This is a genomic window from Porticoccaceae bacterium LTM1 (assembly GCA_030252795.1).
Lineage (GTDB): Bacteria > Pseudomonadota > Gammaproteobacteria > Pseudomonadales > Porticoccaceae > SCSIO-12696.
Window position 1 is genome coordinate 89,836 of sequence record CP127080.1, and the last position, 15,085, is coordinate 104,920.

Annotated in this window: 18 protein-coding genes; 12 read left to right on the forward strand and 6 right to left on the reverse strand. The window is 52.3% G+C overall.

From position 1 onward, the window contains the following. The first annotated feature begins 26 nt into the window (after positions 1-26). From ftsE to QP938_00485, 9 genes are all read left to right on the forward strand, one after another. Positions 27-707: a cell division ATP-binding protein FtsE gene (ftsE, locus tag QP938_00445; protein ID WIO74405.1), complete on the forward strand. Its 681-nt coding sequence runs from the start codon at positions 27-29 to the stop codon at positions 705-707. After that, positions 700-1,686, forward strand: coding sequence for a permease-like cell division protein FtsX (ftsX, locus tag QP938_00450; GenBank protein WIO74406.1), 987 nt, complete (start codon positions 700-702; stop codon positions 1,684-1,686). Before ftsE ends, ftsX begins: the two co-directional genes overlap by 8 nt. Before the next feature lie 124 nt (positions 1,687-1,810). Continuing rightward, positions 1,811-2,662: an RNA polymerase sigma factor RpoH gene (rpoH, locus tag QP938_00455; protein WIO74407.1), complete on the forward strand. Its 852-nt coding sequence runs from the start codon at positions 1,811-1,813 to the stop codon at positions 2,660-2,662. Between the two features lie 70 nt (positions 2,663-2,732). After that, a complete protein-coding gene (locus tag QP938_00460; protein ID WIO74408.1) occupies positions 2,733-3,122 on the forward strand; it encodes a DUF423 domain-containing protein in 390 nt (129 codons plus the stop codon). Between the two features lie 33 nt (positions 3,123-3,155). Next, positions 3,156-3,845: a tRNA (guanosine(46)-N7)-methyltransferase TrmB gene (trmB, locus tag QP938_00465; GenBank protein ID WIO75678.1), complete on the forward strand. Its 690-nt coding sequence runs from the start codon at positions 3,156-3,158 to the stop codon at positions 3,843-3,845. A gap of 19 nt (positions 3,846-3,864) precedes the next feature. Then, positions 3,865-4,521: an isoprenoid biosynthesis glyoxalase ElbB gene (elbB, locus tag QP938_00470; GenBank protein WIO74409.1), complete on the forward strand. Its 657-nt coding sequence runs from the start codon at positions 3,865-3,867 to the stop codon at positions 4,519-4,521. After that, on the forward strand, positions 4,521-4,982 hold the full coding sequence (locus QP938_00475; GenBank protein ID WIO74410.1) for a TIGR02444 family protein: 462 nt from the start codon (positions 4,521-4,523) through the stop codon (positions 4,980-4,982). The genes elbB and QP938_00475 overlap by 1 nt, the downstream gene beginning before the upstream one ends. Before the next feature lie 80 nt (positions 4,983-5,062). Beyond that, positions 5,063-5,842 carry an FKBP-type peptidyl-prolyl cis-trans isomerase gene (locus QP938_00480; GenBank protein WIO74411.1) on the forward strand — a complete coding sequence of 260 codons (780 nt, stop codon included), beginning with the start codon at positions 5,063-5,065 and terminating at the stop codon, positions 5,840-5,842. Positions 5,843-5,884: 42 nt separating this feature from the next. Beyond that, on the forward strand, positions 5,885-6,610 hold the full coding sequence (locus QP938_00485) for an FKBP-type peptidyl-prolyl cis-trans isomerase (protein ID WIO74412.1): 726 nt from the start codon (positions 5,885-5,887) through the stop codon (positions 6,608-6,610). 70 nt (positions 6,611-6,680) lie between these two features. Here the strand turns inward: QP938_00485 and rsd are convergent, their stop codons facing one another. The 5 genes from rsd to QP938_00510 form a co-directional block, all read right to left on the reverse strand. Next, positions 6,681-7,151, reverse strand: a complete 471-nt coding sequence (gene rsd, locus QP938_00490; protein WIO74413.1) for a sigma D regulator — start codon at positions 7,149-7,151, stop codon at positions 6,681-6,683. 121 nt (positions 7,152-7,272) lie between these two features. After that, the gene (locus QP938_00495) at positions 7,273-7,773 is read right to left on the reverse strand and encodes a disulfide bond formation protein B (GenBank protein WIO74414.1); all 501 of its coding nucleotides are present in this window, start codon (positions 7,771-7,773) and stop codon (positions 7,273-7,275) included. A gap of 111 nt (positions 7,774-7,884) precedes the next feature. Further along, complete coding sequence (locus tag QP938_00500) at positions 7,885-8,469, reverse strand: ACP phosphodiesterase (GenBank protein WIO74415.1); 585 nt, start codon at positions 8,467-8,469, stop codon at positions 7,885-7,887. 53 nt (positions 8,470-8,522) lie between these two features. Continuing rightward, entirely contained in the window at positions 8,523-10,127 is a 1,605-nt protein-coding gene (gene gshA, locus QP938_00505; GenBank protein WIO75679.1) for a glutamate--cysteine ligase, read from the reverse strand. Between the two features lie 63 nt (positions 10,128-10,190). Further along, the gene (locus tag QP938_00510) at positions 10,191-10,661 is read right to left on the reverse strand and encodes a hypothetical protein (GenBank protein WIO74416.1); all 471 of its coding nucleotides are present in this window, start codon (positions 10,659-10,661) and stop codon (positions 10,191-10,193) included. A gap of 72 nt (positions 10,662-10,733) precedes the next feature. Here QP938_00510 and QP938_00515 point away from each other — a divergent pair, with 72 nt between their 5' ends. From QP938_00515 to QP938_00525, 3 genes are all read left to right on the forward strand, one after another. Beyond that, entirely contained in the window at positions 10,734-11,306 is a 573-nt protein-coding gene (locus QP938_00515; GenBank protein ID WIO74417.1) for a DJ-1/PfpI family protein, read from the forward strand. 125 nt (positions 11,307-11,431) lie between these two features. Then, complete coding sequence (locus tag QP938_00520) at positions 11,432-12,091, forward strand: YoaK family protein (protein WIO74418.1); 660 nt, start codon at positions 11,432-11,434, stop codon at positions 12,089-12,091. A 148-nt stretch (positions 12,092-12,239) separates the two neighbouring features. Further along, positions 12,240-13,601 carry a UDP-glucose/GDP-mannose dehydrogenase family protein gene (locus tag QP938_00525; protein ID WIO74419.1) on the forward strand — a complete coding sequence of 454 codons (1,362 nt, stop codon included), beginning with the start codon at positions 12,240-12,242 and terminating at the stop codon, positions 13,599-13,601. Positions 13,602-13,765: 164 nt separating this feature from the next. Here QP938_00525 and QP938_00530 read toward each other — a convergent pair whose 3' ends face one another. Then, positions 13,766-14,623: a UDP-2,3-diacylglucosamine diphosphatase gene (locus QP938_00530; GenBank protein WIO74420.1), complete on the reverse strand. Its 858-nt coding sequence runs from the start codon at positions 14,621-14,623 to the stop codon at positions 13,766-13,768. Between the last annotated feature and the right edge of the window lie 462 nt (positions 14,624-15,085).

Here is a 15,085-nt window from a genome sequence, read left to right on the forward strand (position 1 = left end):
ACCACATAAAAATAACAGGTCAGGAAATGATCAAATTTGATGGAGTCAGCAAGCGATATCCCGGTGGCAAGGAGGCGTTAAAAGGCGTCTCTTTTCATCTCGAGCCGGGTGAAATGGCGTTCCTTACCGGCCATTCCGGCGCGGGCAAAAGTACCTTGCTGAAATTGATCATGGCGATGGAGCAGGCTACCCGTGGCCAGGTGCTGATCAATGGCAAAAACCTCGGTCGCCTGCACCGCAGTCAGGTTCCCTATTATCGTCGTCATGTTGGCGTGGTTTTCCAGAATCACCAGCTGCTTTTCGATCGCACCGTGTTTGACAACGTCGCCTTGCCGTTGCAGGTGTCTGGCCATTCTCCGCGGGATATTGCCAAGCGGGTAAGAGCGGTACTGGACGGTGTCGGCCTGCTCGATAAGGAGCGCCAGAACCCCATTGCCCTCTCCGGCGGCGAGCAGCAACGGGTTGGTATTGCCCGGGCACTGGTTCACAAACCCCGCATTCTGTTGGCGGATGAGCCCACCGGTAACCTCGACCCGCAATTGTCTGCCGACATTATCAATCTGTTGAAACGCTTCAATGAGGTGGGTGTAACTATGCTGATCGCCACCCACGATATTGCTCTGATTTCACAGATGGGCGAGCGTGAGTTGATTCTGCGCGAAGGTCAGATGATTCAGGGTGCGGAGCGGGAGAGCAGCTATGAATAGTCGAACCGCCACCCGCAAAGAGGTCGCGAGGGGTGCCCGTGAGAGTCGTACAGGTCTTTTCACTCGCCTGCACAGCTGGTTACATCACCATCGCCAAAGCGCCCTGAATGCATGGAAGAAAATGGTACTCGCGCCGGTTCAGGCACTGATGACGACGCTGGTAATCGCCATTGCCCTGTCGCTGCCCACAGCGCTTTATGTGGTGGTAGAAAATATTCAGCAGTTCACCTCTGGCATTGAAAGTACCGCTCAAGTCACGCTGTACCTAAAGCAGGGTATCAAGCAGGATGCGGTGGATGGACTGATGAAAAAGCTCGATGCACATGAATCGATTTCCCAGGTCACTTTTATATCGGCTAACCAGGCACTGAGCGAGTTCCAGAATTTGTCGGGTCTCGGTGACAGCCTGCAACTGCTGGAGAGCAATCCACTACCTGCAGTAATTATGGTGCAGCCGACCCTTGCGGATAATGCTGCGGTGATCGAAACCCTGGCCGAAGAGTTGCGCCAGTGGGGCGGGATTGACGATGTGCGACTGGACATGAAATGGGTGCAGCGCTTGCACGCGATTCTGGAAGCCGGTCGCCGACTTGCCGTGGCACTTGCCATAGCCCTTTCATTAGGTGTGTTATTGGTAGTGGGCAATACGATTCGCCTGGCGGTGCAGAACCGTCGCGATGAAATCGTGGTAGTGAAACTGGTGGGCGGCACCGACGGCTACGTGCGGCGCCCCTTCCTGTACACCGGGCTCTGGTATGGCGCGGTCGGTGGAGCGTTAGCATGGCTGCTAATCGGAGTCAGTATGCTCTGGCTCAGCGGTGCGGTGTCAAAGTTGAGTGGCCTCTATCAAAGCGGTTTTTCGTTGAATGGCCCTGGCATGGACGAATTGGGATTACTGCTGTTTGGCGGCGCGCTGCTAGGGCTGCTGGGTTCCTGGTTGGCGGTGGGTCGACATCTGCGAGAAATGGAACCGGGTTGATCCAGACCACTTGCGGTGCTCAATTTGATGGTGAATGAGTGAACTTTTGGGGGTGGTTGCCAACTAACGGTGAGATGGTACACTAACTTCCCGTTTTACCTGTATGAGATGGCCTGAGACCCTTATGAGCAAAGAGCTACAGTCAACAGCCTGGATGTCACCCGGTGCCAATATCGGCGCTTATATTCAAGGTGTAAACACTATTCCGGTTCTGTCGGCCGAGGACGAAACTGCCCTGGCCGAGCGTCTCTATTACCAAGAAGATCTCGATGCTGCCCGCCAACTGGTTATGTCCCACCTGCGTTTTGTGGTGCATATCGCGCGCAGTTACAACGGTTACGGCCTGAACATGGCCGACCTCATTCAGGAAGGTAACGTCGGCTTGATGAAAGCGGTTAAACGCTTCAACCCCGAAAAGGGAGTTCGTCTGGTCTCCTTCGCGGTGCACTGGATCAAGGCCGAAATTCACGAATACGTGCTGCGCAACTGGCGCATCGTTAAAGTGGCTACCACCAAAGCCCAACGCAAACTGTTCTTCAACCTGCGCGGTCAGAAGAAGCGTTTGGCCTGGTTGAATCACGACGAAGCCGTTGCGGTTGCAGAAGATCTGGGGGTCGAAGTGAACCAGGTCTACGAAATGGAAAAACGCCTGGCTGCCCAGGACACCGGTTTTGACGCCCCGGAAGGTGATGACGACAATGCCTATCAGGCACCCGTTTACTACCTGGAAGACAAACGCTCTGACCCTGCCATGCAACTGGAGCAAGCCGACAGTGAAGCGGACAGCTACCAGCGTATGGCTGCCGCCATGGCACAACTGGATGAGCGCAGCCGAGATATTCTGCAGCAACGCTGGCTCAATGACGAAAAAGCCACCCTTCATGATCTGGCCGACAAGTACGGCGTTTCCGCCGAGCGCATTCGCCAGCTTGAAAAAAATGCAATGAATAAAGTGCGCGCTTCCATGGAAGCCTGACAGCCGCCTTTATTCAACGCTACAAAGCCGCAATCTACATTGCGGCTTTGTTCGTTTAACAGGACTCAATGTGACACACTCCGACAACCACTGGTTTTTCTGGGCAGCCATCAGCGGCTTTCTATGTGTGGCCCTGGGCGCGTTTGGTGCCCATGCTTTAAAGGCCAGCGTCAGCGCTGCAAATCTCGAAGTTTGGAAAACCGCTGTCCAGTACCAGATGTTTCATACCCTGGCGCTGATGCTGTTGAATGTGTTGAGCGGCAAACTGAGTCAACGGGTCCTTTGTTGGATTGGCCGTTTATGGTGTGCTGGCCTGGTGCTGTTTTGCGGGTCGCTCTATGTATTGGTGCTGACCGATCTGCGCTGGTTGGGTGCCATTACCCCATTGGGCGGTACATTGTGGCTGATCGCATGGGCTCTGCTGGCCATTGCTGCCTTTCGGCAACGACGTATGCAATAACTGTTTTATTTGGTCTGGAAACTGAACGTGGAAATCAAACCTGAGTTTAAAAAGAAATCGATTCGCAGCTTTGTGGTGCGCGGAGGTCGAATTACGGAAGGTCAGCGCAACGCCTTTGAGCGCTGGTGGCCACACCTAGGACTGAGCCTCTATGACGGCAAACTGAATTGCGCCGAGCGATTTGGACGCGAGGCACCAGTGGTGCTGGAGATAGGTTTTGGTATGGGCGATTCACTGCTGGCCATGGCCCAGAACGAGCCCGACAAAAACTTTATCGGTATCGACGTGCACCCGCCGGGCGTGGGCCGGTTGATCAACAACGCTGGCAAAGCTGAAGTGACTAACCTGCGCTGCTTTCTTGCCGACGCCAATGATGTGTTGGAAGACTGTATACCCGATGGCAGTCTGGCGCGAGTACAACTCTATTTTCCAGATCCCTGGCACAAGAAAAAACACCACAAGCGTCGCATTGTGCAACCGGCCTTTGTCGAACAGATTCGCAAAAAACTCGCCATCGGTGGCGTATTTCACCTGGCCACGGACTGGGAGAACTACGCAGAACATATGATGGAAGTAATGGAAGCGGCCGAGGGCTACGACAATATCGCCGGAGCTGGCCAGTATTCACCTCGCCCGGATTTCCGCCCGGTCACCAAGTTTGAAAAACGCGGCGAGCGACTGGGCCACGGCGTTTGGGATTTGATGTACACGCGCAGTACATGAAGTTGAAAGGAGATAAAACATGAGCAAACGAGTAGCAGTTGTTTTGTCTGGCTGCGGTGTATTTGATGGCTCTGAAATATACGAAACCGTCATCACCCTGTTGCGGCTGGATCAGCAGAATGCAAAGGTTCAGTGCTTTGCCCCCAACGTGCCGCAGATGCACGTGATCAATCACCTAAACGGTGAAGTCTGCGAAGGCGAGACACGCAATGTATTGGTGGAAGCGGCACGATTGGCGCGTGGAGATATCAAAAACCTTGCCGATGCCAACCCCGCTGACTTTGACGCCCTGATCGTTCCCGGCGGTTTTGGTGCAGCCAAAAACCTTAGTGACTTTGCCGTCAAGGGCGCTCAGATGAAGGTTAATGACGACCTCCAAAAACTGGTGCAGGGCATGCATCAGCAGGGCAAACCGGTAGGTCTGGTATGCATCGCTCCGGCGATGGCCGGAGTACTCTTTGGTAAGGGCGTACAGTGCACTATTGGCAATGATGCTGATACGGCGGCTGCGATTAATGCCACCGGTGCAGTGCATCGCGACTGCTCAGTGGATGAAATATGCATCGATGAAGCAAACAAGCTGGTAACCACACCAGCCTATATGCTGGCCGGTCGTATCAGTGAGGCAGCCGTTGGTATCAACAAACTGGTGGATGAAGTTCTGGTGCGCACTTGATGAGTGATGACAATCCGTTTTGGGATTACTCGCTGCGTCTCTACCCGCACATTGAGACTTGGTGCCTGCAGCAGCAAGCGCGGGGTTGTAATGTGAACCTCTTGCTGCTGTGCTGCTTTGTTGGCAGCCGTGGCGTAGTGTTGAGTGATGATCAACTGACGCATGCCAAAACCTGTATTGAACCCTGGGACACCAAAGTAGTTGTACCGTTACGAACACTTCGGCAGGCATTGAAGGCACGACCCTTAAACGGGGACAGTGAAGCTGTACGGCAAGCAATAGCGAAAGCGGAGTTGTTGGCAGAACAACAGGTTCAAAAGCAGCTCTATGATTGGTGGCGAAAGGAATCAGGGACGATCAATGCAACGCCTGAACAAGCGATAAGTGACAACTTAATGCTTGCGGGGGCTGAACAAATTACCGATTTTATTGTCCAGCAATCAACCCAAAGCCAGTCATAGAGCTGCATTGGGCGATAGGCTAGAATGCCGGGTCTTTGCTGGACCTAATTATGAACAGGAAAATGAACAGGATAGCGAGTATGAAGTATATAAAAACAGCGTTGGCAGTTGCGATCATTGCGCTGGCCGGCTGCAAAGAGGAAGCGGCACTGAACGCTGATGAACACAGTCATGGACCGGTAGAAGATGGCGTGGTACTGGAAACTCACCAGCAAAAAGTAAGCTACCTGGCGGCCCTTGAATTTGCCGACAAGTATCACTCGCAAGGCATTCCCCTGGATGCCAATGCGGTTGCGGCGGCCGTACGTGACATTATGGCTGGCGCCGAAGTTCGCATGGATGAGGACGATATACAGAAAACCTTTGAGCGTTTCCGCGATGATCAACTGAAGCGCCAGCAGGAGCTGGCTGCTATGCAGGCAGAGGCCGCGGCAGCGCTTGAAGCACAGTACGATCAGCTGTCTCAAGAAAACCTTAAGGCTGGTGAAGCATTCCTTGCAGAGAATGCCGACAAGGAAGGTGTTGAAAGCACTGGCAGCGGTTTGCAGTACAAAGTGCTCCAGACCGGAGACGGTCAAGTTCCGGTCGCAAATGACACAGTGAGCGTTCACTACCGTGGCAAGCTTTTGGATGGTACCGAGTTCGACAGTTCCTACAAACGCGATGTGCCAGCAACCCTGAAAGTAAATGAGGGCCTTCCTGCCTGGACTGAAGCTCTGCAAATGATGCCGGCAGGATCCAAGTGGGAGCTCTACGTGCCTGCAAGTTTGGGCTATGGCCCCGGTGGTATTGAAGGTGTTGGCCCCAATGCGACACTGATTTATGAACTGGAATTACTTGAAATTGTGCCGTCGAAATAATTCGCCGATTTAAAACAGACAATAATTCGATTAGGAAAAACTATGAAAAAGAAAATTTCACTATTGGCTGCGGTGATTGCAGCTGCCGCACTCTCTGCCTGTAACCAGGGTGAAAAATCCTCCGAGCAGGCCGCAGTGGACCTGACCGACAGCCAGCAACAACTGAGCTATCAGGCGGGCTATCAGCTGGCCAAACAGATGCAGCGTGACAGCATGACGGCCAACGCTGATGCGGTTGCCCAAGGGGTGCGCGATGCTTTGAACGGCGCCGATTCAAAAGTGGCCTCTAAAGAAGTGGATACTCAACTGGATGGGCTACTTTCTGGTTACCTGATTCTGCGTCAGGACATTATTGCTGAAGAGCGCAAGCTGAATCACCCGAATTACCAGGCAGGTAAAGCTTTCCTCGAGGAAAACGCCACCAAAGAAGGTGTGGTGACTACCGATAGTGGCCTGCAATATAAAGTGGTCAAGGAAGGCGAAGGTGCCAGCCCAGCTGCCACTGATACGGTAGAAGTTCACTACCACGGCACTTTGGTCGATGGCACTGTATTTGACAGCTCAGTTGAGCGTGGCGAAACCATTTCATTCCCGCTCAATCGGGTGATTTCAGGTTGGACCGAGGGCCTGCAACTGATGAAAGAAGGTGGAAAAACGATCTTCTACATCCCTTACAACCTGGCCTATGGTGACCAGCAGCGCAGTGCTGAGATCGGCCCTTATTCAGCGTTGATCTTTGAGGTAGAACTGTTCAAGGTTAATCCCTGATCAGATCTATACCCAATAAAAAAGCCCGGCTGCGATAACAGCCGGGCTTTTTTATTTCTGAGCATCCACTTTACGAAGCCACAATTCCCTGGTGAGCATTGTGCAAGACCTCAATCATGCGATCTTCCACCTCAAAGCGAGACTCCAGTGTCTCTCCCAGCTCAGACAAGTCTTTGGCCAGTGACTCAAGGTCATCGGTTTCCAGATACTTGTCGTTAAAATCCAGTGCGGATTGAGTTGCCACGTGAATCTGGGTCAGCAGCTCATGCGCTTCATTCAGGGCATCCTGATCACCGAAAGCGCGTCCCTCTTCCATCAGCTGTTGGTAAACCTCGAAGTGCCCGGCGGAAATGTAGTCCACCAGCAATTCACACATTTCCTGCAGCTTGACGCCGTGATCGGAATTGTCGCTATCAAAAGCGGGGGTGTTGCTCAGCTCAATGTAGCTGACCAATATCTTTTTACGAGCTTGCAGCCAGCGGTCAATGATCTCACTGACCCCACCCCAGCGCTCTTGCAGGCTTTTGCAGTTATCTAACATAGATTTGTTTCCTCTCCCTCAACCTCTAAGTGTTTGCAGCCTATGCCGCACGCCTTTATTGTTTTTGTTAGACGATACGGCTGATTTTAATGGGTTTTTCCGTTGAGGGTAAGCTGTATAGTTACCTTTTGGCGCGTGCAATTTGCCAAACGGCTATTACAGCCAGACCAATGAAACAGATCAGCATCCAGCCCGGAATGCTCAATCCCAAAAATGTCCACTGAACATCTGCACAATTGCCGTCACCACGGAGCAGTTTGGCCAGCGCATTGCCAAAGGTTTCAACTTCAAACAGGTAGGACACTGAAGCGCCGCAGTCGGGTATATAAGGACTATCCTTTGGCAGGCTTTGCAACCAGAGTTGCTTGCCAGAGAAAAAGCTGCCACCCAGTGTGGTGAGGACAATCAGGCCGCCGTAGATACGCTGCCCCAATACTTTTGGGTTATGCAAGGCAGCCAGTAGTGCAACGGTGCCGGTGGCAATTACAAACACACGCTGCAGCATGCACATGTAGCATGGTTCCAGGCCCATCCCATGCTCCATATAAAGAGCGGTGCCGATAAGGCCGGCGCAGACAATGGCGATCAGCAAAAAAACGGTTCGAGTACCGGGTAGTGTCATGGTTATTTTTCCCTCACAGATAATCTTGAAATCAGGCACCACGGAAACTGGTGTGGCGCAGGCGGGGGAAAGTATGCAGATTGCCTTGCCGGGATGCAATCGTAGTACAGCTTAAAGGGTTCTCAGCTGACTATCGGCAAAAACACACAGACGGGGAAACAGGGTTTCAAACTCCCGCTCCAGGGCTGGCCAGTGCTGGTGGATCGATGGCATGGCTCCCGCCAGGTTAACCGGGCGCTTGAGGCGCCGGCTGATGCGGTTAAGTGCGAGTTCAATGGCGCCTTCGTTTGCATAGCCTTCCAGCAGGCGGTGCACAGGAGCCGTATCAGCGAAGCGCTGGGCCCGATCAGGGAGCAGGTTGTAGTGTTGCTGCAGCTGGCTGTAGAACGCCTTCGCGTAATTGCCCAGTGCCTCGGCGTGGAAGTCAGACCAGCGTTTGGCCAGCAGGTGGTCGTAGCAGATATCGACAATGACACCACCAAAGCGGCGAAATGGCGGGTGGAAGCGCTGGACTGCAGCGAGCATTTCCGGCTGGTCATCAACCCAGGCATCAATGTAGCGATGAAGGGCAATGCCGCGCTCTATGTCAGTCGGGTACTCACCACGCAGTGGCCCTTTGACGAAGTCACCCAGCAAGCCGCCGATCATCACCTGCGGCTCGTCACCGGACAGAAATAGATGGGCCAGGTAGTTCACGGCAGCCTCGAAAAATTTGATTCAACATCCTGCCAGGTTCTGACTTGCTTACCTCAGCGTAGTGGGAAGTCGTAGCGCTGGTAAAACTCTGCCAAAAACTGCTCGAACGGCACCTTGTCAGATTGCTCGATATGCTTTTGTTCTTCCAGTGACTGGGCCGCCTGGGCTCGAAACTGCTCATCCAGTGCAGGGTCCAGTGGCTTGTCCAAAAAGTACTCGCGGTGCTGCCTGGCGTAGCCAAGGGCAGTCTGGAAGTAGGTGTCGCAATTGCTCTGCAGTTCATTCAACAAGATGGATGACGGGGTCAATTCGGGCTGGTTGATACGACGACCAAAGTGATTGAGTGCATCACTGTGCTCACTACCTCCGCTGGCGGCATCCATCATCTCGGCTATAGGGGCCATGCCATCAAAGAGTTTTTGCGCCCAGTCTTTGAGTGGCGTTTCGCCACCGTTATTGCGCAGCATCAGGCCTGGCTCGCGACCGCGATACACCATGCGACGCTGGTTTTCGAGAATATTATGATATTCATCCGTATGGGTCTTGGGGCTGTCGCTCAACAGGCAGTACACCAGGAAAGTATCGATAAAATGCATCTGCATCGGCTCGATCCCAACAGGCAGCAATGGGTTGAGGTCAAGGCAGCGAACTTCGATGTATTCCACGCCGCGTTCCCAAAGTGCAGCTACCGGCGGTTCGCCTGAGTGGGCGGTGCGCTTGGGACGAATGGAGCTGTAGAACTCGTTCTCGATCTGTAGGAGATTGTTGCTCAGCTGGCGATAGTTGCCCTGATCATCCTTCAGGCCAATTTTTTCATAGCCGGGGTAGGATGTAGTCAGTGCGCCGCGCAGGGTTTCGATGTAGTTCTCCAGGTTGTTGTAGCAGACCACCAGAGAATCCTGTGCCTTGCTCTGGTAACCGAGGTCGCCCATACGCAAAGAGGTGGCGTAGGGGCTGTGCAGGCTGTGATCGTCACAATTTACCGGCTCCAGACTGTGGTTACGGTTGCGCACAAAGCTGCGACACACCGCTGGTGATGCGCCAAACAGATAGAGCAGCAACCAGAAATTACGGCGGAAGTTACGAATCAGGCTGAAATAACCGGTGGTTTTGTAATCCTGCAGGGAGCCAGTATCACCATCCTGTTGTTGCAGCACTTTCCAGAAACTGTCCGGCAGGGAAAAGTTGTAGTGAATGCCGGCGATGGTCTGCATCAGTCGGCCATAGCGGTGGCCGAGGCCGATACGATAGATACGCTTCATACGGCCGATATTGGAGCTGCCGTATCGGGCTTCGGGAATATCGGTGTCGTTATCGTGGCCGAGCATACAGGGCATGCTGTTTACCCACAGCAGTTCATCACCGATCTGGCGATAAGTATACTGATGCAGAGCCTCCAGGTTGTCATAGACGTGCTTCACCGAGCCGGATGGCGGGGTGATAAATTCCAGCAAAGCCTCGGAGTAATCGGTAGTGATTTCCGGATGTGTCAGAGCTGAACCCAGTGCCGCAGGGTGGGGCGTTTTAGCCAGCAAACCCTCCGGAGTAACTCGCAAGCTCTCTTTCTCGATACCGCGAACAACACCGGCTAACAACTGGTTGTTTTCGGGACGACTCAGCAGCGCCAGACGCTGCTGAAACTGCGAGAGACTTTTCATGGCATTGGGTGGGATAACCTGGGGCAAAAGCGTGCTTCCTGCTCAGTTGTCATGGGGTGTGGTTTACGCGCACACTGTGTCGGACTCGGACTCGGACTCGGACTCGGACTCGGACTCGGACTCGGACTCGGACTCGGACTCGGACTCGGACTCGGACTCGGACTCGGACTCGGACTCGGACTCGGACTCGGACTCGGACTCGGACTCGGACTCGGACTCGGCGTCAGCTGTCGCCTCGACTTTTACTTCCGGTTCCGGCGTAGCGAAAAGATCTTCTTTCAGAATACAGTCCGCTTTGGCAATAGCGCTTTCCGGATTGTCTTCGGGCAGGATTGGCCGCCCCTTACTGTCCAGCTCACAGCTCAAAACCACAGCGCGCAGGGTGTAATCCTTGGCATTCAGTTCAATCAACTGATTCAGGGCGACATCGTAGTGGTTGGCTCGAAACAGGGCACCGGCTTCACCGCTGGCGACCCATTCCTTGTCCTTATTGAGAAACTGCTGGTGCTGATTCTGCAAAATGAACACAGGCATACTTGACTCAACTTCATCAAAGCGAAACGATTGGACTACAGTTTACCGTAAAAACCCAAGGTAGGAACCCTTATGAGCAAGCGCGTATTGATCCCGGCTGCCGATGGCAGCGAAGACATGGAGCTGGTGACACTGGTAGATGTACTGCGACGTGCCGGCGCTGAAGTAACTGTAGCCAGCGTGATGGAGAATGGTCGACAGCAGATCACCGCGTCCCGCGGGACCGTAATTACTACCGACAGTCACATTCAGGGCTGCACCGCCAGCGAGTGGGACCTGATCGCTGTGCCCGGCGGTATCCCCGGTGCCGAGCACCTGCGCGACAGCCAGGAGCTGACCTCACTGCTCAAAAAACAGGCCGCCGATAACAAACCCTACGCCGCAATCTGCGCAGCACCGGCTGTAGTGCTGGCTCATCATGGATTACTGAAAAACCGCAAAGCCACCGGCCACCCCGCCTACCAGCAAATGGAAGGGGTAAATGTCGATAACCAGTCTCGCGTGGTGGTGGATGGCAACTGCGTCACCAGTCAGGGGGCGGGTACTGCGCTAGAGTTTGCTCTGGTGCTGGTGGAGATGCTGTACGACAGTCGCAAGCGCGGGGAAGTGGGTGAGCCGATGGTGGCGGAGCCGATTTATTTGTAGGGGTAAGGAGAGTGTGAGGCTGTGGGCCAAGTGTGGGTCTAAATAGGGCATATGGTAAGGTGTGGGCAAGTCAATATTTGACAATGCGCGATATTCAAATAATAGCTGTTACCAAGGTATGAATCTTGATATCTAAACTACCAAAATGGATTGAATATGGTGCATTTGTTTTGGCTTTTGTGGCCGGGTGCATAAATGCAATTGGTTTACTTGGATTCGAACACCAATCGGTTTCTCATATTTCGGGGACGGCAACTTTATTTGGTGTAGGTTTTCTCGGAAAGTCTTATGAGAGTACCCTTCATTTGGGGGGTGTGCTGTTTTCTTTTTTTGTCGGGGCGTCATTTTCAGGTTTCTTACTACATGGAACAACATTAAAGTTAGGGCGTCATTACGACACCGCATTGGTAGTGGAATCCTTATTAATATTCATGTCGTTTTATTTGTTGTCAAAAGGTTCGTTTTATGGGCACTTTGCTGCATCTTCTGCATGTGGTATGCAAAATGCGCTAGCTACTAAATATAGTGGGGCTGTAATTCGAACGACGCACCTTACTGGTATATTCACTGATTTGGGTATTATGTTAGGTTCAGTGTTGAGGGGAGAAGCGTTTGACAAAAGAAAAGCAATTCTATTCTCATTAATCATTGTTGGATTTATTGTTGGTGGTTTATCGGGCTCCTATTTATTTGACTTGTTCAAGTTTAAGTCTTTGTTGATTCCGGGCTTTATCTGTTTGGGGTTGGCCGGTTGTTATCGGCTGTATTCCCAAAAGTACAGATAACAAGCGATGGCGATTCATAAATAACTGATTGTCTACTTTGGGAAAGTTGGCCTGGTCCTTAAGCACTGCAACAAAATATACACATCCCTGCAACTTCCCCGTCATTGATCTTTCATAGAGTCCTCGCTATACATGCGAGGACTAAACGATGAAAGTTACTATTTTTGGCAGTGGTTATGTTGGCCTGGTGACCGGCGCCTGTCTTTCTCACGTCGGCCACGATGTGGTCTGCGTCGATATCAATCCCGAAAAGGTTGAGCAGCTCAACCGCGGTGTCAGCCCGATTTTTGAGCCGGGGCTGGAAGAATTCCTGAAAGAGGGGCTGCGTGAGCAGCGCCTGCAGTTTACTACTGATATTGCCAAGGCCGTGGCGCATGGTGAGGTACAGTTTATTGCTGTGGGTACGCCAGCGGATGAAGACGGATCAGCGGATATTCGCTACGTACTGGAAGTGGGCAAATCTATCGGTCAGCACCTCAATCACCCGGCAGTAGTGGTGACTAAGTCCACTGTGCCTGTGGGTACTTCTGACCGTGTTCACAATGCGGTGGCAACTGCGTTACAGGCTCGCGGTGTTAAGCCGGCCTTTGCAGTAGCGTCCAACCCGGAGTTTTTGAAAGAGGGTGCGGCGATTAATGATTTTATGAAGCCGGATCGCATTGTAGTGGGCACCGACTCCGAATGGGTGGAGCGGATTATGCGCGAGTTGTACGCGCCGTTTAATCGCAACCACGAACGCTTGATGGTGATGGATATTCGTTCGGCCGAGCTGACCAAATACGCCGCCAACGCCATGCTTGCTACGAAGATCAGCTTTATCAATGAGATCGCCAATATCGCCGAACAGGTGGGTGCCGATATCGAGCACGTGCGTCAGGGAATTGGTTCCGACCCGCGTATCGGTTACCACTTTATTTATCCCGGCTGCGGTTACGGCGGTTCCTGTTTTCCGAAAGATACCCGCGCTCTGGAAGCTACTGCACTGCAGGCCGGTTATCGCCCGAGCTTGTTGCAGGCTGTGGGTCAGGTGAATGATCGCCAGAAGCGTCGACTGTTTGAAAAAATTTCCCGTTACTTTGACGGTAACCTTGAAGGCAAAATTATTGCGGTTTGGGGGTTGTCGTTTAAGCCAAACACCGACGATATGCGCGAAGCGCCGAGCCGTGATTTGATGGAAAGACTGTGGCGCTGTGGAGCCAAGGTTCAGGCTTTTGATCCGCATGCGATGGAAGAGTGTCAGCGCATTTACGGTGACCGCAATGATCTGGTGTTGACCGGCACCAAAGAGGCAGCGATTCGCGATGCGGATGCATTGGTAATTTGCACCGAGTGGAAGAACTTCTGGGCGCCGGACTTCGAATTGCTCCGCGAGCAGCTGAAAAATCAGGTGATTTTTGATGGCCGTAATTTATACGATCCTGAGAAAATGCAAGAGCTTGGTTTTGAATATATTGGTGTAGGTCGAAGCAGCAAACAGGAAAAACCACTGGCGGTATCGCAAGTGGCCTGATGATTGATTAAATAAAAAACCGGAAGTCTGTCTTCCGGTTTTTTTATTGCTTGTATGTAAAGACGCTGGGTTACTTCGTCGCAGTGCTTCTCGCAATGACGAGGATATAAAAGGTGTCATTGCGAGCCGTCAAAGGCGGCGTGGCAATCGAGTGTCTTACAACATTATTTATTGGCGATTCTCAATTCACGGCTCTTGCTGCGCATCGGCAGGGTAGATACCAGTGAGTAATTGTCGTTGGCTGCAGGCTCGGTTTTTATCGCCTGCTTGTAATCACCCCAGTGCAGCAGCTCCAAACTGCCATCTACATTTTCTACCAGAGCGGTACAGCTCTCCAGCCAGTCTCCATCGTTGCAGTACAGGGTGTCGCCGTAATGGCGCATTTCCGGCTGGTGAATGTGGCCACAGACAATGCCATCCAAACCACGTTTATGTGCTTCAGCTGCAGCAGCGCGCTCGAATTTTTCTATCGCAGAGCGGGCATTTTTCACTTTGTTTTTAATGTAGTAAGCCAGCGACCAGTAGGGCAGTCGCAGCCATCGGCGAACCCGATTGTTAATTCCATTTATGCGCAGCAGGATGCTGTAAGAGCAGTAGCCGATAATTTTTTGCAACGGTCCGCAAATTACCGCCGAATCAAATTGATCGCCATGCACTAACAGCAGCTTTTTTCCGTCAGCTGTGGTGTGGGTGTATTCCATATGAATTTCCACATCCATAATGCGGCTGTCGACAAAGTCACGCATTGGAGAGTCGTGGTTACCAGGCACATAAACAATACGAGTGCCATCGCTGGCCATCTGAATCAGTTTCTGCAGTACGCGCTGGTGACTGGCTGGCCAGTGAATGCTGCTTTTCATCGCCCACAGATCGACAATATCGCCGATCAAAAACAGGGTTTTACAATCCACTTGATTGAGCAGATCCAAAAGGAAGTCGGCTTTGCAGTCTTTGTAACCGAGGTGAATGTCAGACAAAAACAGAGTGTTGCAATTGAGTGGTCGCTGCAGGCTATTAATCACGGCTTTGCTCCGAGGTTTTCGCAAAGGTTATGGCGTCACCGTGACGCTAACTTGACGAAAAAAAGAACAGTTTGTGACAAATGGGCAGCAAAGCGAAGGCGGGCGAAGCTCGAGCGCCAGTGATGGCGCGAGTCACTAAAGCTTCAATCCATAAAGAGATTCTTCGAAACGCTCAGAATGACAGGGCCGCTTTTACCGTTCTTTACGCTTTCACCACCCTACTTAACATTGCGTGTCTCCATAATAGGAACCGTAAACATTACGAACTGAGTCGCTCCGGACTCTGCCATGAGGAGAACAGCCATGTTGATGATTGCAGCTTTTACGATTACCGGTCTGTTGATTTCTGCTATCGCGGCAGATGATCTGAAAGCAGCCCTTTCGTAATCGGAACTTTCTCAGTTAAGAGAGTGTCCAACGATTTACCTACCCTTGATGTGTTTTATTGATTGCCCCGCTGGA

Coding starts and splice junctions, on each gene's coding strand:
- ftsX (WIO74406.1), top strand. CDS start 700: ATGAATAGTCGAACCGCCACCCGCAAAGAGGTCGCGAGGGGTGCCCGT.
- elbB (WIO74409.1), top strand. CDS start 3,865: ATGAGCAAACGAGTAGCAGTTGTTTTGTCTGGCTGCGGTGTATTTGAT.
- QP938_00480 (WIO74411.1), top strand. CDS start 5,063: ATGAAGTATATAAAAACAGCGTTGGCAGTTGCGATCATTGCGCTGGCC.
- QP938_00475 (WIO74410.1), top strand. CDS start 4,521: ATGAGTGATGACAATCCGTTTTGGGATTACTCGCTGCGTCTCTACCCG.
- ftsE (WIO74405.1), top strand. CDS start 27: ATGATCAAATTTGATGGAGTCAGCAAGCGATATCCCGGTGGCAAGGAG.
- QP938_00515 (WIO74417.1), top strand. CDS start 10,734: ATGAGCAAGCGCGTATTGATCCCGGCTGCCGATGGCAGCGAAGACATG.
- QP938_00485 (WIO74412.1), top strand. CDS start 5,885: ATGAAAAAGAAAATTTCACTATTGGCTGCGGTGATTGCAGCTGCCGCA.
- QP938_00495 (WIO74414.1), bottom strand. CDS start 7,773: ATGACACTACCCGGTACTCGAACCGTTTTTTTGCTGATCGCCATTGTC.
- rsd (WIO74413.1), bottom strand. CDS start 7,151: ATGTTAGATAACTGCAAAAGCCTGCAAGAGCGCTGGGGTGGGGTCAGT.
- QP938_00525 (WIO74419.1), top strand. CDS start 12,240: ATGAAAGTTACTATTTTTGGCAGTGGTTATGTTGGCCTGGTGACCGGC.
- rpoH (WIO74407.1), top strand. CDS start 1,811: ATGAGCAAAGAGCTACAGTCAACAGCCTGGATGTCACCCGGTGCCAAT.
- QP938_00510 (WIO74416.1), bottom strand. CDS start 10,661: ATGCCTGTGTTCATTTTGCAGAATCAGCACCAGCAGTTTCTCAATAAG.
- gshA (WIO75679.1), bottom strand. CDS start 10,127: ATGAAAAGTCTCTCGCAGTTTCAGCAGCGTCTGGCGCTGCTGAGTCGT.